Source organism: Streptomyces sp. HmicA12, assembly GCF_000373565.1.
Taxonomy (GTDB): domain Bacteria; phylum Actinomycetota; class Actinomycetes; order Streptomycetales; family Streptomycetaceae; genus Streptomyces.
In genome coordinates, this window is record NZ_KB891850.1 from 132,804 (window position 1) to 156,558 (window position 23,755).

21 protein-coding genes are annotated in these 23,755 nt (G+C 72.2%); 12 read left to right on the forward strand and 9 right to left on the reverse strand.

The features are described 5' to 3' along the window. Position 1 precedes the first annotated feature (1 nt). Complete coding sequence (locus tag B072_RS0137995; protein ID WP_018535224.1) at positions 2-865, reverse strand: DUF4097 family beta strand repeat-containing protein; 864 nt, start codon at positions 863-865, stop codon at positions 2-4. Positions 866-1,031: 166 nt separating this feature from the next. Here B072_RS0137995 and B072_RS0138000 point away from each other — a divergent pair, with 166 nt between their 5' ends. Then, positions 1,032-1,844, forward strand: coding sequence for a hypothetical protein (locus B072_RS0138000; RefSeq protein WP_018535225.1), 813 nt, complete (start codon positions 1,032-1,034; stop codon positions 1,842-1,844). A gap of 21 nt (positions 1,845-1,865) precedes the next feature. Here B072_RS0138000 and B072_RS0138005 read toward each other — a convergent pair whose 3' ends face one another. Then, a complete protein-coding gene (locus B072_RS0138005) occupies positions 1,866-2,048 on the reverse strand; it encodes a DUF6104 family protein (protein WP_018535226.1) in 183 nt (60 codons plus the stop codon). Between the two features lie 197 nt (positions 2,049-2,245). Between B072_RS0138005 and B072_RS0138010 the strand changes: the two genes are divergently transcribed. The 4 genes from B072_RS0138010 (at position 2,246) to B072_RS0138025 (ending at position 6,874) form a co-directional block, all read left to right on the forward strand. After that, positions 2,246-3,415, forward strand: a complete 1,170-nt coding sequence (locus B072_RS0138010) for a low temperature requirement protein A (protein WP_018535227.1) — start codon at positions 2,246-2,248, stop codon at positions 3,413-3,415. Between the two features lie 157 nt (positions 3,416-3,572). Further along, on the forward strand, positions 3,573-4,766 hold the full coding sequence (locus B072_RS0138015) for an MFS transporter (protein WP_018535228.1): 1,194 nt from the start codon (positions 3,573-3,575) through the stop codon (positions 4,764-4,766). 43 nt (positions 4,767-4,809) lie between these two features. After that, entirely contained in the window at positions 4,810-5,184 is a 375-nt protein-coding gene (locus tag B072_RS0138020; RefSeq protein ID WP_018535229.1) for a nuclear transport factor 2 family protein, read from the forward strand. 91 nt (positions 5,185-5,275) lie between these two features. After that, complete coding sequence (locus B072_RS0138025; RefSeq protein WP_018535230.1) at positions 5,276-6,874, forward strand: FAD-binding oxidoreductase; 1,599 nt, start codon at positions 5,276-5,278, stop codon at positions 6,872-6,874. 59 nt (positions 6,875-6,933) lie between these two features. Here the strand turns inward: B072_RS0138025 and B072_RS0138030 are convergent, their stop codons facing one another. From B072_RS0138030 to B072_RS0138055, 6 genes are all read right to left on the reverse strand, one after another. After that, positions 6,934-7,764 (reverse strand): SDR family NAD(P)-dependent oxidoreductase, encoded by an 831-nt coding sequence (locus tag B072_RS0138030; RefSeq protein ID WP_018535231.1) that lies wholly within the window; start codon positions 7,762-7,764, stop codon positions 6,934-6,936. Positions 7,765-7,883: 119 nt separating this feature from the next. Next, positions 7,884-8,327, reverse strand: coding sequence for a VOC family protein (locus B072_RS0138035; RefSeq protein ID WP_018535232.1), 444 nt, complete (start codon positions 8,325-8,327; stop codon positions 7,884-7,886). Positions 8,328-8,332: 5 nt separating this feature from the next. After that, entirely contained in the window at positions 8,333-8,707 is a 375-nt protein-coding gene (locus tag B072_RS0138040) for a nuclear transport factor 2 family protein (protein WP_018535233.1), read from the reverse strand. 31 nt (positions 8,708-8,738) lie between these two features. Beyond that, the gene (locus B072_RS0138045; RefSeq protein ID WP_018535234.1) at positions 8,739-9,545 is read right to left on the reverse strand and encodes an ester cyclase; all 807 of its coding nucleotides are present in this window, start codon (positions 9,543-9,545) and stop codon (positions 8,739-8,741) included. Next, the gene (locus tag B072_RS0138050; protein WP_106433017.1) at positions 9,532-11,133 is read right to left on the reverse strand and encodes a GMC family oxidoreductase; all 1,602 of its coding nucleotides are present in this window, start codon (positions 11,131-11,133) and stop codon (positions 9,532-9,534) included. Before B072_RS0138050 ends, B072_RS0138045 begins: the two co-directional genes overlap by 14 nt. 22 nt (positions 11,134-11,155) lie before the next feature. Further along, the gene (locus B072_RS0138055) at positions 11,156-11,578 is read right to left on the reverse strand and encodes a nuclear transport factor 2 family protein (RefSeq protein ID WP_018535236.1); all 423 of its coding nucleotides are present in this window, start codon (positions 11,576-11,578) and stop codon (positions 11,156-11,158) included. A gap of 312 nt (positions 11,579-11,890) precedes the next feature. Here B072_RS0138055 and B072_RS0138060 point away from each other — a divergent pair, with 312 nt between their 5' ends. The 7 genes from B072_RS0138060 (at position 11,891) to manB (ending at position 22,163) form a co-directional block, all read left to right on the forward strand. Further along, complete coding sequence (locus B072_RS0138060; protein ID WP_018535237.1) at positions 11,891-12,730, forward strand: type 1 glutamine amidotransferase domain-containing protein; 840 nt, start codon at positions 11,891-11,893, stop codon at positions 12,728-12,730. Between the two features lie 41 nt (positions 12,731-12,771). Beyond that, positions 12,772-14,451, forward strand: coding sequence for a thiamine pyrophosphate-binding protein (locus tag B072_RS0138065; RefSeq protein ID WP_018535238.1), 1,680 nt, complete (start codon positions 12,772-12,774; stop codon positions 14,449-14,451). 4 nt (positions 14,452-14,455) lie between these two features. Continuing rightward, the gene (locus tag B072_RS0138070; protein ID WP_018535239.1) at positions 14,456-15,064 is read left to right on the forward strand and encodes a DJ-1/PfpI family protein; all 609 of its coding nucleotides are present in this window, start codon (positions 14,456-14,458) and stop codon (positions 15,062-15,064) included. Beyond that, positions 15,061-17,070: a maltotransferase domain-containing protein gene (locus B072_RS0138075; RefSeq protein WP_018535240.1), complete on the forward strand. Its 2,010-nt coding sequence runs from the start codon at positions 15,061-15,063 to the stop codon at positions 17,068-17,070. The genes B072_RS0138070 and B072_RS0138075 overlap by 4 nt, the downstream gene beginning before the upstream one ends. Beyond that, on the forward strand, positions 17,067-18,485 hold the full coding sequence (locus tag B072_RS0138080) for a maltokinase N-terminal cap-like domain-containing protein (protein WP_018535241.1): 1,419 nt from the start codon (positions 17,067-17,069) through the stop codon (positions 18,483-18,485). The genes B072_RS0138075 and B072_RS0138080 overlap by 4 nt, the downstream gene beginning before the upstream one ends. Positions 18,486-18,571: 86 nt before the next feature. Beyond that, complete coding sequence (glgB, locus tag B072_RS44980) at positions 18,572-20,797, forward strand: 1,4-alpha-glucan branching protein GlgB (protein WP_018535242.1); 2,226 nt, start codon at positions 18,572-18,574, stop codon at positions 20,795-20,797. Then, the gene (manB, locus tag B072_RS0138090; protein ID WP_018535243.1) at positions 20,787-22,163 is read left to right on the forward strand and encodes a hypothetical protein; all 1,377 of its coding nucleotides are present in this window, start codon (positions 20,787-20,789) and stop codon (positions 22,161-22,163) included. Before glgB ends, manB begins: the two co-directional genes overlap by 11 nt. Here manB and B072_RS0138095 read toward each other — a convergent pair. Then, on the reverse strand, positions 22,147-23,496 hold the full coding sequence (locus B072_RS0138095) for a helix-turn-helix domain-containing protein (RefSeq protein ID WP_018535244.1): 1,350 nt from the start codon (positions 23,494-23,496) through the stop codon (positions 22,147-22,149). The two genes, manB and B072_RS0138095, sit on opposite strands and share 17 nt — an antisense overlap. Positions 23,497-23,755 lie beyond the last annotated feature (259 nt).

A 23,755-nucleotide genomic window follows, 5' to 3' on the forward strand; every position in this document is an offset into this window, starting at 1 on the left:
GTCACAGCACCTTCTTGTCGGTGGGAGCGGTCGGCGCGGGCTCGTCGAACGGGTCGTCCTCCGCCGGGGGCCTGCGCAGCAGCGCGATCGAGCCGGAGACGGTCGTCGCCCGCAGCTTGCCGGTGCCCGCGCCGAGCCGGCCCGTGATCTTGTGCGCGCCCCACTGGCCGGAGACGCGCAGCCCGTCGAAGGCGTTCGACACCGCTCCGCTCGCCGTGTTCGCCTCGACCTCGGTGTCCGCCGGGTGCGGGATACGGATCGCGATCTCGCCGGAGACGCTGGTCAGCGCCACGTCCGTGGGGCCCGCCGGGTCCAGGTCCACGATCATCGAGCCGCTCACGGTGTCCGCCTTCACGAACGAACCCGAGCCCTCGACGACGGTCAGGTCCCCCGAGACCGAGTTGAACCGGAGATCGCCGGTGACCGCCTGCGCCTCGACGCTGCCGGAGACCGTGCTGGTGCGCACCGACCCGGTGACGCCGACCAGCGTGGTGTCGCCGGTGACGCCCTTGACCTCCGTGCGCCCCTCTATGCCGGAGACGACCGCGCCCGCCCCGACCACGCCGACCTCGACCAGGGTGCCGGCGGGCACCGCCAGCGAGACGACTGCGCTGCGGTGCCAGCCCTTGCGGTCCAGCCACTTGAGGAAGCCCTTCCAGGGCAGGTCGTCGTACACGACGGAGAGGGTGCCGGCCTCCTGCGTCACGCGCAGCGGCGGCCCCTCCAGGTCCGAGACCTCCAGGCGGGCGGAACCTTCGTCCGTGCCCACCACGTTGACCGTTCCGTTCACGATGCGTACGTGCAGGGCCGTCACCGGCTCGTCGAAGACGAGCTTCTGCGGCTGCGCGACGGACCACTCGGGCATGGGGCGACCTCCTCGGGAGCGAACGCGCCATAACGCGTCTTCCGTAAAACACGATATATCGCGGATGCGGAAAGTCAAGACTGTCGCGTTCGGCCCCTGTCGGACGGTGGGCCGGATGGGGCGACATGTGTGGTGGAAGTAGGACGAATTGACCTAGCGTGGGCCCATGCCGTCCCCCGAATCCGCCGGTGCGCTGCTGCTGTGCCGCGCCGAACCCGTCGTCGTCGGACCCGCCGCGCAGCTGCTGCGCCGCCCCATGCTGCTCACCTCGGCCGGACGCGAGTGGAGCGTCCTCGTGCCGGAGGAGAAGCCGTGGGCGGCCGCGGGGGAGCCCGTCGACCGGGTCCTCGGCGGCTGGGCCGGGGCCCTCGCCGTCGGCTCGGCGTGGCCGGTGCTCGCGCTGTGGTGGGACGCCGACCGCTGCGGCTTCACGCTCGCCTCCGGCTTCCGCCGCCCCGTCGGCTACGTATGGCTCGCGAACGGCACCCCGGCCGGCGAGCACGAGGCCCTGCGCACCTTCGCCGCCCGCCTGGGCCTGGACCCCGTACTCGACATGCAGTCCCTGGAAGCCCTGGCCGAACCCGACTCCGCGGCCGACGCCCGGGCCCGCCTCCTCGGCCTGCTCGCGGTCCTCACCCGCACCGGCCTCACCCTCCCCGCCGGTCTGACTCCCGGCGAACCCGCCGACCGGCTGCGCGAGGTCGCCCGCGTCCAGCCGGACGTCGAGCGGATCGAATGGTCCGGCTGGCGCGACGCCGTCCATGCCGAACTCGACGTCGTGGAGAGCGGCAGCCTCGGCCCCTGGCTGCGCGGCCCCAAGGCGCGCTGCCTGGCCGTCGCCCAGCTCGCCGCCGGGCTCCCGCTCACCCTCTACGGGCTGCGCCGCCGCAGCGGTGGCTGGGCCACGGCCGGGGCGGTGCTGCTCGCCCACGGCGCGCTCGGAATCGCGTACGACAGGATGCGCCGGGCCCGCGGCTGATCCCCGTACGGGCCCCTCGGCTCAGTCCTCGTCGTCCTCGTCGTCGAGCCGCGCCAGCCACGTCGCCAGGCGCTCGACCGGCACCTCGAAGTCCGGGTTCAGGTCGACGAACGTCCGCAGCTGCTCGGCGAGCCACTCGAAGGTGACCTCCTCCTCGCCGCGCCGCTTCTCCAGCTCTTCGATGCCGCGGTCGGTGAAGTACAACTCTTGCTCCTGGTGCGTAGGCGTGGGCGTAGGGCCCGACTCTCATGGTAGGCCGCCCGAGCGCAGCGCCGAGTTGGTACAGCGCCGCCTCCGACTTCCTGGAATGTCCCCATGTGTCGGCCCGCCGTGCCGTCGCGCGTCCGTCGCCGCCCACAGTCGGGCAGCGACCACGGACCGAGGGGAAGGCGGGTGCGGCGATGGCCGAACTCACGATTCCGGCGCGCGCACAGGCACGTGACCGGGCGACCTGGACGGAGCTGTTCTACGACCTGGTGCTGGCGTTCGGCGTCGGGCAGATCGCGCACGCGCTCGCCGCGCATCCGGGCTGGCACTCCCTGGGCGGCTGTCTGCTCGTCCTGACCCCGCTGTGGTGGGCCTGGGTCGACGTCGTCATGGCGATGAACGCCGTACGGGAGACCAGTGCGCAGCGCGTCTTCCTGCTGCTCGCGGGACTGGCCACCTACGGGATGGGCGTCGCCGCTCCGCACGCCCTGGAGACGCGCTCGGAGTCGCTCCTCTACGCGGGGTGCTATCTCGCGCTGCGCCTCGTCATCGGCGAGGCCATCCGCAGGGAGTGCGCCGTCTACACCATCCACCCCTACCGGGCCGGGCTCGCCTTCGCGCTCGCGCTCTTCGGGTGCGCCGTGCTGCCCGACGCCTGGCGGACCGGCTGCTGGGCGGTCGCCGTCGGCGCGGAGATCCTCGCGCCGCTCGTGCTCAGCGGGCATCTGCGACAGCTCGCCTTCGGCGTCAACCACCTCCCGGAACGGTTCGGCCTGTTCGTGATCATCGCGCTCGGCGAGAACGTCGTCTCCGTCGGGGCGCGGCTCGCCGGCACCGCGCCGGGCCCCGTCGGACTGCTCGCCGTGGCCCTCGCCTTCCTCATCGGCTGCGCCCTGTGGTGGCTCTACTTCCATCTCGTGGCCTCCGCCGTGGCCCATGCGCTGCGCACCCATCCGACCCCGTCGATCGTGGTGCGCGACGTCCTCAGCTACGGCCACCTCGTGCTGGTGTCGGGCCTGTTGCTGGTCTCCGTCGGCGCCGATCTGATCGTGGCGGAGCCGGTCGCGGTGCCGCACGCGTTCGCCGCGGCGCTGCTGCCGACCGGGGCCGCGCTGTTCATCCTGACCTTCTGCTACACCCGGTGGCGGATGTTCGGGGCCGCGTCGGCGACCCGCTTCCTCGGTGGGCTCGCGCTGCTCGGACTCGTCGCCGCGGCGCCCCGCCTGCCCGGACTCGTCACCCTCGCCGCGGCCGCGCTGATCCTCGTGTCCGTCAACGCCCTGGAGTACTGGCTCATCGCCTCGGGACGGCAGGTCCCGCTGATCTTCCGCACCGCCAACGCCCCTGCTCGGGCATCCAGTTGACGTAGTGCGGGAGGGGACCTCGGGCAATGCGCCGGCCCCGCGCCCGCCGCCCGCCACCGCGTGCCCCGCGCACCTAGCGTTCTCGCGTCACCACCGCTTCGGCACAACCACCACTTCGGCATGAATCCGCTTCGGCATGAATCTAGGAGGTGCCGCCATGCCGTCTCGCAGCACGATGCCGGCTCTGCTCGCCTTGTCCCTGGGGTACTTCAGCCTGGGGACGATCTCGCTGGCGGTCGTCGGCCTCAACGGCCCCATCGGCGACGACCTGAACGTCGCTCCGGCGCGCGTGGGGCTCCTCGTCACCGTCTTCGCCCTCACGTTCGCGGTGTTCGCGCCCGCCGCCCCGATCCTGCTGCGCCGCTTCGACCGCAAGAAGGTCCTGCTGCTCGGCATCGCCCTGCTCACCGTGGGTTCGGTGCTCGGCGCGCTGGCCCCCAACTACGGCTTCCTGACCGCCACCCGCGTCGTCGGGGCGATCGGCGCGGCGATCTTCGGACCCGGCGCGTCCGCCGCCGGTTCACTGATCGTGCCGCCCGAGCGCAGGCAGCGCGCCCTCGCCACCGTCTTCGCCGGCATGACCGCGGCGGCGGTGCTCGGCGTGCCGCTCGCCTCGTTCCTCGGCGGCAGCCTCGGCTGGCGGCCCGCACTGCTCGGCGTCTCGGTCCTCTCGGCGATCGCCTGTGTGCTCGTCGCGGTCTACGTCCCCGAGATCCCGGCGGGGCAGGCCCCGACCGTCCAGGCCTACCGGGACGCCCTGCGCACCCCGGCCGCCCTGTCCACGGTGACCACGACGCTGCTGTTCATGTCCGCGCAGTTCACCGTGTACGGCATCGCCAGCGCCTATCTGAAGGACCGCTTCGACGCGACGTCCGGGCTGATCTCCGCGACCCTGCTCGCGTTCGGCGTCATCGGCGTCGCGGGCAACGCCCTGTCGCCGCGCATCGCCGAGAAGATCGGCGGCCCGCGCACCATCACCGTCGCGGTGGTCGGTCTCGCGTCCGGGTTCGCGCTGCTGCTGGTCGCGCCGCACTCGACGCCCGGACTCGCCGTCTTCGCGTACTGGGCGTTCTTCAGCCAGATGTACCAGGCGCCCCAACAGGCCCGTCTCGTCGACCTGTTGCCGCTCCAGCCGGGCATGATCCTCGCCATGAACGCCGCCGCGCTCTACCTCGGCATGAGCCTCGGCAGCTTCATCGGCAGCTCCTTCCTGCCGAGCCTGGGCTCGGGCCCCATCCCGGCCATCGCCCTCGGCGTCCTCGTGCTCGCCGCGCTCGCGCACACCGCGTCGGTCCGCAAGGTCGGCGTCGCCGCGGTGGAAGAGGCCCCGGCGCCCGTCCGAGCCACCTGACCCCCCGCATCCGTACGCACCACCTCACGATCAGGAGAGACCCATGTCCCAGCATCACGTGCAGCTCGTGCGCGACTACCTGGAGAACGTCTGGAACGAGGGCCAGACCGACCGGGCCGACGAGTACCTCGCCGCCAACCTCATCCAGCACAACCCGCACCTGCCCGACGGACGCACCCCGCTCGTCGACTTCATCGAGGGCTTCCGCAAGCAGCTGCCCGAGGCCCGCTTCGAGATCCGCCGCGTCGCCGCGGACGACGGCCTGGTCTTCGTGCACTCCCGGTTCCGGCCGACGCCCGACGCCCGCGGCACCGTCGTCGTCGACGTCTTCCGGATCGACGACGGCCGCATCGTCGAGCACTGGGACGTCCGGGAGGACGTCCCCGAGTCCACCGCGAGCGGTCACGAGGTCGTCTGACCCGTACGCGCGTCACCTGCTGCCGCCCCGGCGAACGGCCGGGGCGGCAGCGCCGTTTTTGCCACCACCCCGTTTCCGCACAGGAGCTTCCATGCCCGGAGCAACCCGTCGAGGATTCCTCGGCGCCGCCGGTGCCGTCGCCGGCATCACGGTCGTCGGCACGGACCCGGCCCGCGCCGCGGACACCCGTAGCGCCGCGTCCATCGACACGGCCACCGTCACCGTGACGTCGAGCGACCCCCGCTACGTCGACCTCACGGCCCGCGGCTACAACGCGAGATTCGCCGCGAGACCCGACTCCATACGTCTCGTCCACACCACCGCGCAGGTCATCGCCGCCGTCAAGGACGCCGTGAGCGGCGGCAAGCGCATCGCCGTGCGCGGCGGCGGGCACTGCCTGGACGGGCTCGTCGACGACCCGGACGTCAAGGTGCTCATCGACATGTCCGAGATGAACGCCGTCTCGTACGACACCGCGCGCGGCGCCTTCTGCGTGGAGGCCGGCGCCCAGCTCGGCCACGTCTACCGCACCCTCTACCTGGAGTGGGGCGTCTCCGTGCCCGGCGGCACCTGCCCCACGGTCGGCGTCGGCGGGCACGTCACCGGCGGCGGCTACGGGGCGATGTGCCGCCAGCACGGGGCCATAGTCGACCACCTGTACGCCGTGGAGGTCGTCGTGGTCGACGCCGACGGCACCGTACGGTCCGTCGTGGCCACCCGCGACACGGGCGACGCGCACCGCGACCTGTGGTGGGCCCACACCGGCGGGGGCGGCGGCAACTTCGGTGTCGTCACCCGCTACTGGTTCCGCACCCCGGGCGCCACCGGCACCACCCCCTCGGCCCTGCTGCCCAAGCCGCCCGCGACCCTCCTCAAGACCACGCTCGGCTGGAAGTGGGCGGACCTGACCGAGGCCGCGTTCACGAAGATCGTGCAGAACCACGGTGCCTGGCACGAGGCCAACAGCGCCCCGGGCACGGAGTTCGCGAGCCTGCACAGCGTGCTCATCCTCAACAACTACGCGCAGGGCACGATCGTCCTCAACGTCCAGCTGGACGGCACGCTCTCCAACGCCTCGGCCCTCATGGACCGTTACGTCGCCGCGGTCACCGACGGCGTCGGTACGGCCCACGCCACCTCCACGTCCAGCTGGCCCTGGCTGAAGGCGACGCTCAAGGACCCTTACGACACGGGTCTGTTCAACCGCACCAAGTCCAAGGGTGCCTATCTGCGCAGGCGTTGGTCCGACGCGCGGATCGCCGTCCTGTACGACGCGCTCTCCGACCCCGCCTACGACGGCCACGCCGGCATCCTGCTCTACTCCTACGGCGGCCGGGTCAACGCCGTCGCCCCCGCCGACACCGCGATGCCGCAGCGCGACTCGATCCTCAAGGCCAACTTCACGACGTACTGGACCGACGCCGCACAGGACGAGCGGCACATCGCGTGGATGCGGGCGCTGTACCGGAACCTGTACGCCGACAACGGCGGCGCCCCGACGCTCGACGGCGCCGACGACGGGTCGTACATCAACTATCCGGACGTCGACCTGACCGACACCGCCCTGAACACCTCGGGCACCGCCTGGCAGAAGCTCTACTACAAGGGCAACCACGCGCGCCTTCAGCAGGTCAAGGCCGCGTACGACCCGAAGAACGTCTTCCACCACGCCCTGTCGATCACCGCGTAGCCGCCGACGCGTCGGAGCCCCGCCCCCCCATGACGCGAGGGGCGGGGCTCCCGTCGTGCTCAGCCGAGGGCCGGGAACGTCACCCCGGTCAGCGACTCGCTCAGCTCCCGCAGCCGGGCCCGCGCCGCCGGGTCGTACGCCTGAGCGCCGGCCCGCGCGCGGTTGCGCTGGTTGAAGTACTCGCCGCTGACCTCGGCGAGCGCCGGATCGGTGACCAGCCGCGCGGTGTTGCGCATGCCGTCGGCGACCGTGCTCTGCGGGGTGAAGAGGTTCACCACCATCTTCGTCGGCATGTACGAGGCCGGGTGCAGGGCGTTGACCGTCACCCCGGTACCCGCCAGCTGCTCGGCCAGGTCCACGGTGAGGCTGACCTGCGCCAACTTGGCCTGGCAGTAGGCCTGTACGCCGTCCCAGCGGCGCTCCAGCATCACGTCGTCGAAGTCGATCGGGGCCTGCCCTGCCGAGCTGACGTTGACGATCCGGGCCGGCGCCGAACGCACCAGCAGCGGGGCCAGGCGGCAGCTGAGCACGTAGGCCGCCAAGTAGTCGACCTGGAAGGTGAGTTCCAGGCCGTCCTGACTCTCTTGACGGGCCAGTTCCACACCGATCCCGGCGTTGTTGACGAGCACGTCGAGCCGGTCGTACGTGGCGAGGATCCGCTCGGCGAGCTTGCCGATGTCCTCCAGGGAGGAGAAGTCGGCCAGCTCGTACGTGAACCGGTCCGCGCCGGTCGCCGCACGCAGCTCGTCGAGGAGCTCGGCGCCCTTGCGGGGGCTGCGGCCGTGCAGGATCAACGTGGCGCCCTGCGCGGCGAGTTCATGGGCGAGGGCGCGGCCGAGTCCGTCGGTCGCACCGGTGATGAGGATGGTCTGTTCGCTGACAGGGGTCATGTCTTCCCTTTGCTTCTTTACCGATGTGTACGGGATCGATGTGTACGGGGGCATGGGTGAGGGCACGGCCGGGTCGGTTCGACCGGCCGTGCCCGCGCGGGCGTACGGGGATCACCTGCTCACTCGTAGGCCCGCAGTTCCTCGGGGGTCTGGTCGGTGAAGCCCTGGCTGACCTCGACGACGACGCCGTCGGGGTCGGACACCCAGACCGTCCTCCAGCCGGGGATGAACTCGTCGAAGGCCAACGGGCCGAGTGTGACGTCGAGTTCTCCGTCGGCCGCCGCGACGAACGCGTCCACGTCCTCGACCTGGAAGGCGAGGTGACGGGCGGTGCCGGGATGGTCGGGACCGTCCTTGGCGGTGGGGAAGGCGGGTTCCGACAGCGTCGGGAAGAGTTCGAGGTAGACGGGGCCGCTCTTCAGGAACACGACCCGGGCCCCGTCCGCCTCGACGACCCGGGCCCGCTCGAAGCCGAAGAAGCGGCGGTAGAACTCCTCCGTGGCCTGCTGGTCACGGCAGTTGAGGCCGACGTGCGCCCAACGCGCGGTCACGGTCGCGGACACGGGCCTCACTCCCCGCCCGTGACGGGGGCGAACGGGACCGTGTCGTGCACGTTCGTCATGTAGACGATCTCGCCGCCGGCGATCCGGAAGTAGTTGCACACGTCGGCCTCGACCGTCTCGCCCTTCGGGGTGCGGGCGGAGATGTGCGAGACGACGGCGGCCTGGTCGCCGTCGACGACGACGTGCACCGGGACGTTGGCGAAGGACGCGTACATCTGCGGGAAGCCCTTCATCATGTCCCGCAGCGTCTCGCGGCCCTCGACGTGCCCGGCGAGCTGCTCGTCCATGCTCTGGTCGACGGCGAACAGGTCGCACCAGGGGTCCCAGTCACCGGAGTTGGCGAGCCGGTAGTACGCGTCGACGATCTCTCGGGTGTTCATCGCTGCCTCCTGGAATCGGGTTCGTGGGGTGTCACGGGAGCGGCACGTCGAGCTGGCGCATCAGGCCCGCGGTGTCGGCCTGCACCCACCGCTCGACGACCTTGGCGTCCTCCAGGCGGTACACCTCCAGGCTGGTCCAGGAGACCTCGCGGCCGTCCGGCTCCTGCCCGAAGAACGGGGCGACGTGCTTGCCGCGGAAGGTGATGTGCATGATCACCTTGTCGGGGGACGCCGGATACAGGGCGTCGAGGCCCACGGTGAAGTCGAGGGCGTCGTGAGCGGCCTTGATGATGACCTTCAGCTCGTCGAGGCTCGACACGTCCCAGGCCGGGTTGTTGTCCCGGAAGGTGGGGCCGAACAGGGCGTCCAGGTCGTCGTAGCGGCGCTCGTTCACGGCGTCGCTGACCGCCTGCACGGTCGCCAGGTTCGCGGCGTCCGTGGAGACCTGCTCGCGCAGGCCGAGCAGGTCGTCCTGGGCCCAGCGCTCGACGAGCTGCCCGTTCTCGGCGCGCCAGATCTCGGTGGTGGACCACTCGACCTTGCGGCCGGTGGCGGGGAAGCCCAGCGCCTCGCCGAGGTGGGTGCCGGTCAGCTTCACCCGGGTGACGAACGTGTCCGCCGCCTCCGTGAGCAGCAACTCCTCCAGTTCGCCGCGGAGTTCGAACGTGAGGTGGGCGCCGCGCAGCGCCTCCAGGTACGAGTCGAAGCCCTGGATGTCGAAACCGGGGTGGTGGTCGGTGAAGTCCGGGCCGATGACGCGGGCGATCTCCTCGTAGTCCGAGGCGTTGAGCGCGTCCAGGAAGCGGCGGTACAGCTCGGTCGGTTCAGGCGTGGGCATGGTGAGTCCCCTCGATCCCTCGGTGGTGTGAGTTCCTGATCAGCTCGGCCGCGCGCTCGCCGATCATCACGCTGGGCGCGTTGGTGTTGCCCGCGACGATCGTCGGCATCACGGAGGCGTCGGCGAGGCGCAGCCCCTCGACGCCGTGCACGCGCAGTTCGTGGTCGGTGACCGCGTCCCGGCCCGTGCCCATGCGGCAGGTGCCGGCCGGATGCCACAGGGTGGTGGCGCGCGCGGCTACGTACGCCCGCAGCTCGCCGGGGTCGGACACGTCGGCGCCGGGCCCCAGCTCCTCGCCGCGCAGCCGGGCGAAGGCGCCGGTGTGCGCCAGCTCCCGGGCCAGGACCACCCCGTGGACCAGGACGTCGAGGTCGGCCGACGCCGTGAGATAGCCCGCCTGGACGACGGCGGCCGCGGTCGGGTCGGTGGAGCGCAGCCGTACCCGGCCCCGGCTCTCGGGCAGCAGCGCGATCGGCGCGAACGTGAAGCCGGGCCCCGCGTACTGCTCGGCGGGCGCGTCCGGGGCGAGGAACTTGATGGGCCCGAAGGTGAACTGAAGATCGGGCGCCCGGTCCTCGCCCCCGCCGCCGGTGTGCGTGAAGTCGGTGTGCGTGAACAGGCCCGCCTCGGACAGCAGCGCCCCCTCGGGATGCTCCTCGCGGGACGCGTAGCAGACCGGCACGAACAGGTGGTCCTGCAGATTGCCGCCGACGCCGGGCAGGTCCGCCACGACACCGATGCCGTGCGCGCGCAGGTGCGCGGCCGGGCCGATCCCGGACAGCATCAGCAGCTTCGGCGTCTCGAAGGCGCCCGCGCAGACGACGACCTCCGCGTCCGCCCACGCCCGCTGCCGCTGCCCGTCCCGGACGTACTCGACGCCGGTGACGCGCGTGCCCGAGAGCAGCAGCCGGGTGGCCTGCGCGCCGGTGGCCACCGTCAGGTTCGGGCGGTCGAGCGCCGGGCGCAGATAGGCCGTCGCCGTCGAGGCGCGGGTGCCCTCGTCGGTGCGGGTGGTCTGGTAGAGGAAGCCGTAGCCGCTCTGCCGCTCGCCGTTGTAGTCGTCGCCCGGGGCGTCGAAGCCGAGCTCGGCCGTGGCGGCCACGAACGCCCGTGCCACCGGGCTGGGTTCGGTGTGGTCGCGCACCCGCACCGGGCCGCCCTTGCCGCGCAGGCCGTCGCCGCCGCGGTCGTAGTCCTCGGCGCGCCGGAACGCGGGCAGCACGTCCGCGTACGACCAGCCGGGGTTGCCGGCCGCCGCCCAGCCGTCGTAGTCGTGGCGGCTGCCGCGCACCCACATCAGGGCGTTCACGGAACTGCACCCGCCCGCCACCTTGCCGCGGGCCACCGGGACGCGGCGGCCGTCGAGCGCGGGCTCGGGCTCGGTCGCGTACCCCCAGTCGATCGTGGGGCTCCACTCGCTGGTCAGCAGGGCGAGCACGGAGGCGGCGTCGGTGCGGTGGATCTCCGGGCGCTCGTCCCAGCCGCCCGCCTCCAGGAGCAGCACGCTCGCGTCCGGGTCCTCGCTGAGCCGGCTCGCCACGGCGCAGCCCGCGCTGCCGGCGCCGACGACGATGTAGTCGTACGACATGGGCACCTCCCGCATCGTCGGCTCAGGCCGGGTTCAGGTCGCCGACGTGGTACGTGCCGATGCGCAGGGAGCCGTCCGCCGCGTCCCGCACCAGCTGCCAGGTCTGCTCGATGCGCAGCGCCGAGACGCTGCCGTCGGACAGGTTCTTGGCGGTCCACACGACGGTGACCTCGATGTCGACGAGGCCGTCGTGCTCGTTCGTGCGGAGCTTCTCCACGATGTGGCTCTGCGGCCCGAAGGCCTCGCCCACCGCCGCGTACCAGTCGCGGAAGTCCGCGTGGCCGTGCAGGGTGCGCTCGGGGAACGCCATCTCCAGGCCGTCGTCGATCACGTGCGGCAGCAGCTCCTCGACGGGCTCGTGGCTGCTGAGGATGTCGTACCAGTGCTGGACGAACTCGGCGGCGTCCTGTGCGGATTCGGTCCGCGGGCTCTGTGCGGTCGTCATGGCAGATCCCTCTCGCTGACGGGGGTGTCCGTTCTCTCCCGGTCGATTCCGCCACGACCGCGACGGCCGTGGCGCGGCGGCGGGGCCCGGTCGCCGCATTGCGTGAGGTCGGGCGGCGGGCTTGCCGACGTCGATGGGCGAAATGCCGTAGTACGACCGGTCACTTGGGGATGTGGGACGACCGGGACCGTCACTCCTGGTGACGTCGGCCCCCGGACCGTAGACATGAGCCCGACCGGTCGGGCCGGACCGGATCAGACCCGTCCGGCCCGCGTCGCACGTCCGACCCGCGTCGACCCGAGAGGACACCCCATGAGCAAGCGCATCCTCGTCGTCCTGTCCGAATACGGTTACTGGGGCGAGGAGTTGATCGGCCCGCTGGAGACCTTCGACAAGGCCGGCTACCAGGTCACCTTCGCCACCCCGACCGGCAAGCGCCCCGTCGCCCTGCCGCCGAGCATGGACCCCGACTACGTCGACCCGCCGCTCGGCCGCTCCGTCACCACGCCCGAGATGGCCGCCAAGGTCCGGGCCGTCGACGAGTCGCCGCGGCTGGACGGCCCGCTCGACCTGTCGTCGTGGCTGCCCGACCGCCCCTACCGCTCGAAGCCGTACTTCCTGCGCGACTGGGAGGCGTACAACACGCGCCTGGAGCAGATCCGCGAGCAGATCGCCGACCGCTACGACGCGCTGCTGATCGTCGGCGGCTCGGGCCCGATCGTCGACCTCGCCAACAACTGGCGGGTGCACGACCTGATCCTCGCCTTCCACGCCCTCGACCGGCCGATCGCCGCCGAGTGCTACGGCGTCGCGCCGCTCGCCTTCGCCCGTGACCAGGAGGACCGCGTCTCGATCATCCGGGGCAAGCACGTCACCGGGCACTGCATCGAGTACGACTACAAGGACGGCACCGGCTTCATGGGCACCGACTTCGTGATCGGCCCGCCGCCGTACCCGCTGGAGTACATCCTGCGCGACGCGACCGCGCCCGGCGGCGCCTTCCACGGCAACTTCGGCAAGGAGACGTCGGTCATCGTCGACTTCCCCTTCATCACGGGCCGGTCGACCCCCGACTCGTACCTGACGGGCCAGAAGCTCGTCGAGGTCCTGGAGGACGGCCTGCGGCAGTGGGGCTTCAGCCCCGCCAACTGACTTGCCCGACACAGCGGTTACGTACGAGAGGTGGACGCATCATGGTCAGCAGGCCCGCGCGGGTCGCGATCCTCGAACAGCTGCGAGCCGACGGGGTGCGGTACATGTTCGGCAACCCCGGCACGGTCGAGCAGGGCTTCCTCGACGAATTGCGCAACTTCCCGGACATCGAGTACATCCTCGCGCTCCAGGAAGCCGGTGTCGTCGGCCTCGCCGACGGCTACGCGCGGGCCACGCGCACCCCGGCCGTCCTGCAGCTGCACACCGGCGTCGGCGTCGGCAACGCGGTCGGCATGCTCTACCAGGCGAAGCGCGGCCACGCCCCGCTGGTGGCGATCGCCGGCGAGGCGGGCCTGCGCTACGACGCCATGGAGGCCCAGATGGCGGTCGACCTGGTCGCCATGGCCGAACCCGTCACCAAGTGGGCGACGCGCGTCGTCGACCCGGAGTCGACGCTGCGGGTGCTGCGCCGCGCCATGAAGGTGGCGGCGACCCCGCCGTACGGCCCGGTGCTCGTCGTGCTGCCCGCCGACGTGATGGACCGGGACACCTCGGAGGCCGCGGTGCCCACCTCGTACGTGGACTTCGCGGCCACGCCCGACCCCCAAGTCCTGGACCGGGCGGCCGAGTTGCTCGCCGGCGCCGAGCGGCCGATCGTGATCGCGGGCGACGGCGTGCACTTCGCGGGCGCCCAGGAGGAGCTGGGGCGGCTCGCCCAGACCTGGGGCGCCGAGGTGTGGGGAGCCGACTGGGCCGAGGTGAACCTCTCGGTCGAACACCCCGCCTACGCGGGCCAGTTGGGCCATATGTTCGGCGACAGCAGCCGCCGGGTCACCGGCGCCGCGGACGCCGTCCTGCTCGTCGGCACGTACGCGCTCCCCGAGGTCTACCCGGCCCTCGACGGTGTCTTCGCCGACGGCGCCCCGGTCGTCCACATCGACCTGGACACCGACGCCATCGCCAAGAACTTCCCCGTGGACCTGGGGCTCGCCGCGGACCCGCGGCGCGCGCTCGACGGCCTGGCCCGCGCCCTGGAACGACGGATGAGCCCCGAGAGCCGGGCGCGGGCGGGGGAGTGGTTCACCGGCCGGTCGGCGCAGCGTTCGTACGAGATCGCGGCGGCCCGGGAGCAGGACGAGGCCGCGCTCGCCCCGGACGCCCTGCCCGTCACCGCCTTCCTCCAGGAGCTGGCCCGCCAACTCCCCGAGGACGCCGTGGTGTTCGACGAGGCGCTCACCGCCTCCCCCGACGTGACCCGGCACCTGCCGCCGACCCGCCCCGGGCACTGGCACCAGACCCGCGGCGGCTCCCTCGGCGTCGGCATCCCGGGCGCCATCGCCGCCCAGCTCGCCCACCCCGACCGGACGGTCGTCGGGTTCACCGGCGACGGCGGCTCCCTGTACACCATCCAGGCGCTGTGGACGGCGGCCCGCTACGACATCGGCGCCACGTTCGTCATCTGCAACAACAGCAGCTACAAGCTCCTGGAGCTGAACATCGAGGAGTACTGGAAGAGCGTGGACGTCGCCGCGCACGAGCAGCCGGAGATGTTCGATCTCGCGCGCCCCGCCATCGACTTCGTGGCGCTGTCCCGCTCGCTCGGCGTGCCGGCCGTCCGCGTCGAGAAGCCCGACCAGGCGAAGGCCGCCGTCGAGCAGGCGCTGGGCACCCCGGGCCCGTTCCTGATCGACCTGGTCACCGGCCGGGGAAGGGAGGACTGACGCCATGCGACTCGCGGGCCACAAGATCGCGATCCTGATGGAGAGCGACTTCTACGAACCCGAGATCCTCTACTACCAGCACCGCTTCCCCGAGGAGGGCGCCGAGGTGCACTTCCTGTCCCGGATGTGGGGGCAGGACGAGATCACCTTCCAGGGGCACGAGCACCGGATGCCGTTCGTTGTCACCGAGTCCTTCGAGGACGTCGACGAGTTCGCGCTCAAGGAGTTCTCCGCGGTGATCGTCCCCTCCGGGATGGTCTCCGACCGGCTGCGCTACACCGAGGACCCGGCCGAACTCCCGCCAGCCGCCCGCTTCTTGAGGCGCGCCTTCCAGGACCCGGCGATCGTCAAGGGCATCATCTGCCACGGCATGTGGCTGACGGCGCCGCTGCCCCACCTGATCCGCGGCCGGCGCGCCGTCGTCCACAACAACCTGCTCGGCGACCTGCGCAACATGGGCGGTCTGTACGTCGACGAGGACGTCGTCGTCGACGGCGACCTGGTCACCGCGCGCACCGGCGCGCACTGCCACGTCTTCGCGCGGACCCTCATCGAGCAGATGGCACAGCGCGACCGGGGCACGCGCCGGGTGGCCGCGGGAGGCGTCCGGTGACCGCCGTCATGGACCCGGGCGCCCGCGTGCCCCTCGGCGACCGCATACCGATCCGCGACATCCGGCCCCAGGTGCGCGGCGGCGCCGTACCGGTGAAGGCCGTGACCGGGGAGACCCTCACCGTCAGCGCCACCGTGTTCCGCGAGGGCGCGGGGGAGATCGGCGCCAATGTCGTCCTGCGCGATCCGCGGGGGCGGCCGGGGCCGTGGACCCCGATGACGCTCGTCGACCCGGACGCCGACCGGTGGGAGGCCACCGTCGTGGCCGGGGAACCCGGACGGTGGACGTACACCGTCGAGGCGTGGGCCGACCCCGTCGGCACCTGGCGCCGCGACGCCGAACTGAAGATTCCCGCCGGGGTCGACGTCGATCTGACGCTCGCCGAGGGCGCGCTGCTCCACGAGCGGGCCGCCTTCGGGATCCCGGACCCGGACCGCCAGGAGGCGGTGAGCGCGGTGGCGCGAGCCCTGCGTGACGACGCGAGCCCGTTCCCCCGGCGGCTCGCCGCGACCACCACCCCTGAGGTGGCCGCCGCGCTGCATCGGCACCCGCTGCGCGAACTGGTCACCGCCTCCTGGCCGCTGCCCCTGCTCGTCGAGCGGCGCCGGGCCCTGGTCGGCGCCTGGTACGAGATGTTCCCGCGCTCGGAGGGCGCCCGACTGGACCCGCCGGCCGGCGGGACGTTCGTGACGGCGGCGCGGCGGCTGCCCGCCATCGCCGCGATGGGCTTCGACGTGGTGTACCTGCCGCCGATCCACCCCATCGGGCGCACTCACCGCAAGGGCAGGGACAACGCGCTCGTGGCGGGCGAGCACGACGTGGGCTCTCCGTGGGCGATCGGGTCCGCCGAGGGCGGTCACGACGCCGTCCACCCGGACCTCGGCACCCTCGACGACTTCCGGCAATTCGTCTCCAGGGCAGCGGAGTTGGGACTTGAGGTGGCGCTGGACTTCGCGCTGCAGTGCTCGCCCGACCATCCCTGGCTCACCGAGCACCCCGAGTGGTTCACGCAGCGGCTCGACGGTTCCGTCGCGCCCGCCGAGAACCCGCCCAAGAAGTACGAGGACATCCACCCCCTCTCCTTCGAGCGGGACTTCGAGGGCCTGGTCGCCGAGAGCGTGCGGTTGCTGCGCTTCTGGATGGCGCAGGGGGTGCGGATCTTCCGCGTCGACAACCCGCACACCAAGCCCGTCGGCTTCTGGCAGCGGGTCATCGCCGAGATCGGCGAACGCGACCCGGACGTCGTCTTCCTCGCCGAGGCGTTCACCCGGCGCGCCATGGTGCACGCCCTCGCGCAGGCCGGCTTCCAGCAGTCGTACACGTACTTCACCTGGAAGAACGAGAAGGCCGAGCTGACCGAGTACGCGGCCGAACTCGCCGACGAGAGCGCCGACTTCCTGCGCCCCAACCTCTTCGTGAACACCCCGGACATCCTGCACGCCCACCTCCAGAACGGCGGCCGCCCCGCCTTCGAGTCCCGCGCCGTGCTCGCCGCGACGCTCGCCCCGACCTGGGGGATGTACGCGGGCTACGAGCTGTGCGAGAACGAGGTCCTGGAGCCGGGCACCGAGGACTACAAGAACTCCGAGAAGTACGAACTGCGACCGCGCGACTGGGCGGCCGCCGAGGCCGAGGGACGCTCCATCGCCCCGCTGATCACCCGCCTCAACGAGCTGCGCCGCGCCCACCCGGCCCTCCAGGAACTGCGCAACCTGCGGATCCATCCTGTCGAGCACCCGCAACTCCTCGTGTACAGCAAGCAGTTGGCGCTGCCCGACGGCTCCGTCGACACCGTCCTCGCCGTCGTCAACCTCGACCCGCACCACCCGGCCGAGGGCACCGTCACCCTCGATCTGGCCGCGCTCGGCCTGCCCGACGACGGCTCCCTCAAGATGCGCGACGAACTGACCGGCGAGATCCACGCCTGGCACGCCGAGACATATGTGCGCCTGGAGCCGGGCCACGCCCCGGCCCACCTCCTCGTCCCGGTGGGGGAGGGGGCATGACCGTCGCCCCGATGGACGCCGAGCGGCGGCGCCTCACCGCCCCCCTGCTGCCGCTGCTCGAACCCTGGCTGCGCACCCGCCGCTGGTACGCGGCCGGGGCGGGCCGGGGACCGGGGCTCACCCCCGTCGTGGTGAGCGTCGTCCGCGAGGAGGCACCGGCCCTGCTGCACGCGGTCCTGCGCACCGGGGACGGGCAGCTGTACCAGGTCCTGCTCGGCCTGCGCCCCGAACTGCCCCGGCGGCTCGCGGACGCGGCCATCGGGGCGGTGGCGGAGGGGAGGTGGCACGGCTGGACGCTGTACGAGGCCACGGAGGACGCCGCGCTGATGGGCGTGCTCCTGCGCCACCTCGCCCAGAGGACGGCACCCCACGGGCTCCGGATGGAGCGCGCCACGCGGCTGCCGCTGCCGGTCGGCCTCGTGCCCCGGCCGCTGCACGCCGACCAGAGCAACAGCGCCGTCGTCTACGGCGACCGACTGCTGCTCAAGATCTACCGGCGGCCCGAGCCTGGCCCGCACCTGGAGGTCGAGACGCTGCACGCCCTCACGCAGGCCCGCTGCCCCCGCACCCCGCGGCTGCACGGCACCCTGCTCAGCGGCGACACCGGCCTGGTCCTCGGCCTCATGGAGGACCTCCTCCCCGCGGAGGGCGACGGCTGGCAGAACGCCGTGCGCCAGGTCGCCGACTGCGTCGACGGCACCTGCCCCACCGTCCCCGCCACCGGCGGCTTCACCGCGCACGCCCGCGCCCTCGGCACCGCCGTCGCCGAGGTGCACACGGCGCTCGCCGACGCCTTCCCGCGCGTCCGCGTCACCCCCGACGACATCGCGCAGGACGCCGCGCTGATGACCGAGCGCCTGAAACTCGCGGCCGAGGAGGTGCCGGCGCTCGCCCGCCACAGCTCCCGGATCGCCCGGCTCTACGACGACTACGCGCGGGCGGGCGCCCGCGGCTGCCCCGTCTTCGCGCAGCGCGTCCACGGTGATCTGCACCTCGGCCAGGCGCTGCCCACGCCCGACGGCTGGCACCTCATCGACTTCGAGGGCGAACCGGACCGCCCCGCGGCCGAACGCGCCGCGCCGCAACCGGTGCTCCGGGACGTGGCCGGCATGCTCCGCTCCTTCGAGTACGCGGCCCAGGCGGGCCTGCGCACCCTCCACGAGCGCCACCCGGAGGACGCCCCGGGCCCGCGCCTGCGCCGCGCCCGCCGCGCGCACGCGTGGGCGGCCCGCAATCGACGCGCCTTCATCGCCGGCTACGCCGACGCGGGCGGCACGGACCCGCACTGCCATCCGCTGCCGCTGCGCGCCTTCGAGGCGGACAAGGCGGTCTACGAGGCGGTGTACGAGGCTCGGCACCGTCCCGGGTGGCTGCCGATTCCGCTGGGGGCGGTGCACCGGCTGGCGCGAGCTTGACCGGCGCCCGCACCCCGGGGCTCCGCCCCGGACCCCGCTCCTCAATCGCCGGAGGGGCTTGATTCGAGAGGACCCGCACCTTGCCCGTGACCCCGCAGGACGCCGACCTGGACAGAATCCTCGCCGGCGCCCACCACGACCCCCACTCCTACCTCGGCGCCCACCCCACCGGCACCGGGGACACTGTCGTGCGCGCACTGAAACCCCTGGCCCGCACGGTCGCGGCGCAACGCACCACCGGCGAGCGGACCGAACTCACCCACCAGCGCGACGGCCTCTTCACCGGCACCCTCCCGGGCGAGGACACGCGGGACCACCACCTCCTGGTCGGCTACGGGGACGACGGCACCGAGCAGCTCCACCACGACGGCTACCGCTTCCCGCCCACCCTCGGCGACCTCGACCTGCACCTGATCTCCGAAGGCCGCCACGAACTCCTCTGGCAGGTCCTCGGCGCCCACCCGCGCACGCTCGACGACGTCATCGGCACCTCCTTCGCGGTCTGGGCCCCGAACGCCCAAGGCGTACGCGTCATGGGCGACTTCAACGGCTGGAACGGCGTCGCCCACCCCATGCGCTCGCTCGGCTCCAGCGGCGTGTGGGAACTGTTCGTGCCGGGCGTCGGCGCGGGCACCCGCTACAAGTACGAGATCCACACCCGCGACGGCCGCCTCCTGCACAAGGCCGATCCGCTGGCCCGCGCCACCGAGGTCCCGCCCGCCACCGCCTCCGTCGTGCACACCTCCGCGTACGCCTGGAGCGACGCCGCGTGGATGGCGACGCGCGGCGGCGCGGACTGCCACGCCCGCCCGATGTCGGTGTACGAGGTGCACCTGCCGTCCTGGCGCCCCGGACTCACCTACCGCGAACTGGCCGAGGAACTGCCCAAGTACGTCACCGGACTCGGCTTCACGCACGTCGAGTTGATGCCGGTCATGGAGCACCCGTTCGGCGGCTCCTGGGGCTACCAGGTGACCGGGTTCTTCGCCCCCACGTCCCGCATGGGCGACCCCGACGACCTGCGCCACCTGATCGACTCCCTGCACGCGGCCGGCATCGGCGTCATCCTCGACTGGGTTCCGGCCCACTTCCCGAAGGACGACTTCGCGCTCGCCCGCTTCGACGGCGAACCCCTCTACGAGCCGTCCGACCCGCGCCGCGCCCACCATCCGGACTGGGGCACGCTGGAGTTCGACCACGGCCGCCGCGAGGTCCGCAACTTCCTTGTCGCCAGCGCCCTTTACTGGTGCGTGGAGTTCCACGTGGACGCGCTCCGCGTCGATGCCGTCGCCTCCATGCTCTACCTCGACTACTCGCGCCCGGACGGCGCGTGGAGCCCCAACGAGCACGGCGGCCACCAGAACCTGGACGCCGTCGCCTTCCTCCAGGAGCTGACCGACACCGTCCGCCGCGCCGCGCCCGGCGCCCTCACCATCGCCGAGGAGTCCACGGCCTGGCCCGGCGTGACCCGGCCCACGTACGAGGTCGGCGACGACGGCTTCGGCGGACTCGGCTTCGACCTCAAGTGGAATCTGGGCTGGATGCACGACACGCTCGGCCACCTCGCCCGCGACCCGGTGCACCGCTCCTGGCACCACGACGAGATCACCTTCTCCATGGTCTACGCGTACAGCGAGCGCTACCTGCTGCCGCTCTCCCACGACGAAGTCGTGCACGGCAAGGGCGCGCTGGTCGCGAAGATGCCGGGCGACTGGTGGCAGCGGCGCGCGAACCTGCGGTCCCTGCTCGCCTTCATGTGGGCCCACCCGGGCAAGCAACTCCTCTTCATGGGACAGGAGTTCGGCCAGGGGGCGGAGTTCGACCACGACGCCGGGCCGCAGTGGTGGGTGCTCGACGAGGCCTGGCCCGCGCACGCCGACCACGACGGCATCCGCGCGCTCGTCCGCGACCTCAACACCCGCTACACCGCCACCCCGGCGCTGTGGGAACGGGACGCGGACCCGGCCGGCTTCTCCTGGATCGACGCCTCGCACGCCGAGGCCAACGTCCTGTCCTTCGTGCGGTACGACGCGACGGGCCGGCCCCTCGTCGTGGTCTGCAACCTCTCGCCCGTCGTGCGCGCCGGCTATCGCGTCGGCCTGCCCGACGCCCCCGCCTGGAGGGAGGTGCTGAACACGGACGCCGCCGGTTACGGCGGCAGCGATGTACGCAACGACGCGGTGATACGGCCCGAGCCGACGCCCTGGCACGGGCGCGCGGAGAGCGCCGCCCTCACCCTGCCGCCGCTCGCGGTGGTGTGGCTCGAACCCGCCCCCGGTCGCCCTGAGGAGGACGCCCTCGATGACCGCTGACCCACAGGCGCAGGACGACGACGACCTGTACGACCTGATCGTGACCCCGTACGACATCAGGGGCCTGTTCCGCGCCGAGGTCGACCCCGGCCTCGCCTACCGGGTGGGCGCCGCGTTCACCGAGCTCACCGGCGCGGGCGCGATCGCCGTCGCGCACGACGCGCGGGAGTCCTCGCCCTGCCTCGCCGACGCCCTCGCCCAGGGCGTCCTCGACCAGGGCGCCGACGTCGTCGACGCGGGCCTCGGCTCCACCGACTACCTGCACTACGTCTCCGGCCGCCTCGACGTGCCGGGCGCCATGGTCACCGCGGGCCGCGCCCCGGCCCCGTACAACGGGATCCGGCTGTGCCACGCGGGCGCCGTCGCCGTCGACGAGAGCACCGGCATGGAACGGCTCAGGCGCCGGCTGCGCCAGCCGCGCCCGCCGCTCACCGAGTGCCCCGGCTCGGTGGTCCCCAGCCGCGACCTGACCGGTTACGCCGAGCACCTGCGCGCCCTCGTCGACCTCGCGGACATCCGTCCCCTGAAGGTCGTCGTCGACGCGGGCAACGGCGTGGCCGGGCTGACCGCGCCGCTCGTCCTGGACCATCCGGCGGTCGAACTGGTGCCGCTGCACTTCGAGTTGGACGGCACGTTCCCGCACCGCGCCCCGGATCTGGAGGACGTGAGCGGGCTGCGGGAACGCGTGCGGGAGACGGGGGCCGACCTCGGTCTCGCCTTCGACGGGGACGGCGACCGGCTGCTGGCCGTCGACGAGCGCGGGGCGACCGTCCCGGCCGCCGCCGTGATCGCCCTCGTCGCCCGGCGCGAACTGGCCCGCCGCCCCGGCGCCGCCGTCGTCCACGACCTGGTCACCGCCACCTCCGCGGTCGAGGCCATCAAGGAGGCCGGCGGCATTCCCGTACGTTCCCGGGTCGGTCCGGCCGCCATCAAGGCGCTGATGGCCGAGCAGGACGCGGCGTTCGGCGGCGGGCACTGCGGCCACTACTACTTCCGCGACCTCTGGTACGCCGACACGGGCATGCTGGCGGCGCTGCACCTGCTGGCCGAACTCGGTGAATCGGGGGCCGAGTTGTCCGAACTCGCCGCCCGGCACGACGGGTACGCCTGCTCCGGCGCGATCGACGTCCCGGTGCCCGACCCGCTGGCCGCGCTGCAGCGCGTGGTCCGCCACTTCGCCGCGCACGGCACGGACCTGGACCATCTCGACGGCGTCACCGGCGAGTTGGCCGACGGCGCTCGGTTCAACGTACGCGTCCCCGGGACCGGCCCCGTCGTCCGGGTGAACGTGGAGGCGGGGACGGTCGCTGCGATGGGCCGGCTGCGGGACCGGGTGGTGGACGTGGTGGTCAGTGCTGGTCGGTGAGAGCGACCTGCACGTCGCCGGTCCTGGCCAGGCCGGCCGCCGACAGGGCCTTGTCGTACGCCTTGAGCGCCGCGGTGGTGTCGCCGTACTGCTGCCACAGATCGCCGATGCGCCGCCAGTTCTGCGCGGAGTCGCGTGACGCCGGGAAGTGCTGCTGCTGTCGGTCGGCGGCGTGCAGGTGCTGCACCGCGTCCTCCCGCTCGTCGCGCAGGAGGCAGATCTCCGCGAGGTAGGTGCGTGCGCGGACGGACAGGATCCGGTTGTCCGTGCCGAGCAGCCCGAGCGCGCGCTGCGCGTGGGCGGCGGCCGTGTCCAGGTGGCCGAGACGCTTGTGGGTGTCGGCGAGGTTGAGCTCGCAGCGGATCAGTTCGCTGGCGGTGCCGACCTCGGCCAGGGACTCCTGGGCGGCCTGGAGGAGGTCGAGGGCGTGCTCGGGACGTGGCGGGTCCGACTGCAGCAGCATCACGCCGTAGTTCATCCTGAGGATGGCGATGTGGCGTACGTTGTCGCCCTCGGCCATCATGGCGAGCGCCCGCTCGGTCAGGGAGATCGCCTCGTGCAGTCGCCCTTGCGACCTGGCGACCAGTCCTGCGCTCCAGTAGACGGATCCCCGGGCGGCGTACGACCCCTGGGCCTCGGCCGCGGGGAGCAGCCGTTCGCCGAGCAGCTGGGCCCGCGTCAGGTCTCCCCGCATGTGGTAGGAGCTCATCAGCGTGGACCCGACCTGAATGTGGTCCATGGTCGTGTCGAGGCCGAGCGCGTCCAGCTTCGCCACCGCCCGCTCGCCGACGTCGATGCTGAGCGAGATGTCCCCCGCGTTGCGGTAGCTGCGGCACAGCGCCACCGTGATCCGGCACCAGTCGTCGGACCCCGCGCTGATCGCGGGATCACGGTGCAGCTCGTCGAGGAGCGCGATGGCCGCTTCGAGGCGGTCGGTCTTCTCCAGCGCGGTGGCCTGACCGATGCGGGCACGCCGGATCATCGACTCGTCCAGCGCCGAACGGTCCGCGAGGAGATCGCTGAACGCCTGCATGGCCTCGCCGTCGTCCCCGTTGCGCAGCGCCATCTCGGCGAACGCCAGCTTCATCCGGGCCTCTTCGGCCCGGTGCTCGTCGCGCCCGGTCAGCAGGTACTCGGGCGTGGTGCCGAGCCGCTCCGCGAGGGTGGCCAGCACCGGGGCGGACGGCAGACGCTTGCCCGACTCGATGAGGGATATGTAGCTGGTCGACGCGTCCCGGGAGGCGAGGTCCTGCTGCTTGAGGCCGTGCTGTGTCCGAAGAGTCCGTACGCGGCCTCCAACGCCCTCTGCCTGCTCCGCCTTGGCGTGATCCATGGAGGACTCCTTCCGGAGTTCATGACAGTCTGTTTGACAACTCAAAGTTACCAGCATGACTGTGCGCGGCCAATGACTCGGACTGGATCGCCCGCCTTTTATGGCAAGTTGGGATGTCCCGCCGCCTACTTGAGTGCTTTGCCAAGTCGTTACTTGACTGTCGGAGTGATTAAGAATTGACTCTTGCTGTCAACTCGCTTGCTTGTTCGCACAGTTGGGGGCTGGAGAATGAAGGCAAGAGTGCTCGTGTTCCTGATGG

What these genes read in the sequence shown, in the direction of transcription:
- B072_RS0137995 (WP_018535224.1), bottom strand. Translation starts at nt 865, where the DNA reads ATGCCCGAGTGGTCCGTCGCGCAGCCGCAGAAGCTCGTCTTCGACGAG.
- B072_RS0138000 (WP_018535225.1), top strand. Translation starts at nt 1,032, where the DNA reads ATGCCGTCCCCCGAATCCGCCGGTGCGCTGCTGCTGTGCCGCGCCGAA.
- B072_RS0138010 (WP_018535227.1), top strand. Translation starts at nt 2,246, where the DNA reads ATGGCCGAACTCACGATTCCGGCGCGCGCACAGGCACGTGACCGGGCG.
- B072_RS0138015 (WP_018535228.1), top strand. Translation starts at nt 3,573, where the DNA reads ATGCCGTCTCGCAGCACGATGCCGGCTCTGCTCGCCTTGTCCCTGGGG.
- B072_RS0138020 (WP_018535229.1), top strand. Translation starts at nt 4,810, where the DNA reads ATGTCCCAGCATCACGTGCAGCTCGTGCGCGACTACCTGGAGAACGTC.
- B072_RS0138025 (WP_018535230.1), top strand. Translation starts at nt 5,276, where the DNA reads ATGCCCGGAGCAACCCGTCGAGGATTCCTCGGCGCCGCCGGTGCCGTC.
- B072_RS0138030 (WP_018535231.1), bottom strand. Translation starts at nt 7,764, where the DNA reads ATGACCCCTGTCAGCGAACAGACCATCCTCATCACCGGTGCGACCGAC.
- B072_RS0138040 (WP_018535233.1), bottom strand. Translation starts at nt 8,707, where the DNA reads ATGAACACCCGAGAGATCGTCGACGCGTACTACCGGCTCGCCAACTCC.
- B072_RS0138045 (WP_018535234.1), bottom strand. Translation starts at nt 9,545, where the DNA reads ATGCCCACGCCTGAACCGACCGAGCTGTACCGCCGCTTCCTGGACGCG.
- B072_RS0138050 (WP_106433017.1), bottom strand. Translation starts at nt 11,133, where the DNA reads ATGTCGTACGACTACATCGTCGTCGGCGCCGGCAGCGCGGGCTGCGCC.
- B072_RS0138055 (WP_018535236.1), bottom strand. Translation starts at nt 11,578, where the DNA reads ATGACGACCGCACAGAGCCCGCGGACCGAATCCGCACAGGACGCCGCC.
- B072_RS0138060 (WP_018535237.1), top strand. Translation starts at nt 11,891, where the DNA reads ATGAGCAAGCGCATCCTCGTCGTCCTGTCCGAATACGGTTACTGGGGC.
- B072_RS0138065 (WP_018535238.1), top strand. Translation starts at nt 12,772, where the DNA reads ATGGTCAGCAGGCCCGCGCGGGTCGCGATCCTCGAACAGCTGCGAGCC.
- B072_RS0138070 (WP_018535239.1), top strand. Translation starts at nt 14,456, where the DNA reads ATGCGACTCGCGGGCCACAAGATCGCGATCCTGATGGAGAGCGACTTC.
- B072_RS0138080 (WP_018535241.1), top strand. Translation starts at nt 17,067, where the DNA reads ATGACCGTCGCCCCGATGGACGCCGAGCGGCGGCGCCTCACCGCCCCC.
- manB (WP_018535243.1), top strand. Translation starts at nt 20,787, where the DNA reads ATGACCGCTGACCCACAGGCGCAGGACGACGACGACCTGTACGACCTG.
- B072_RS0138095 (WP_018535244.1), bottom strand. Translation starts at nt 23,496, where the DNA reads ATGGATCACGCCAAGGCGGAGCAGGCAGAGGGCGTTGGAGGCCGCGTA.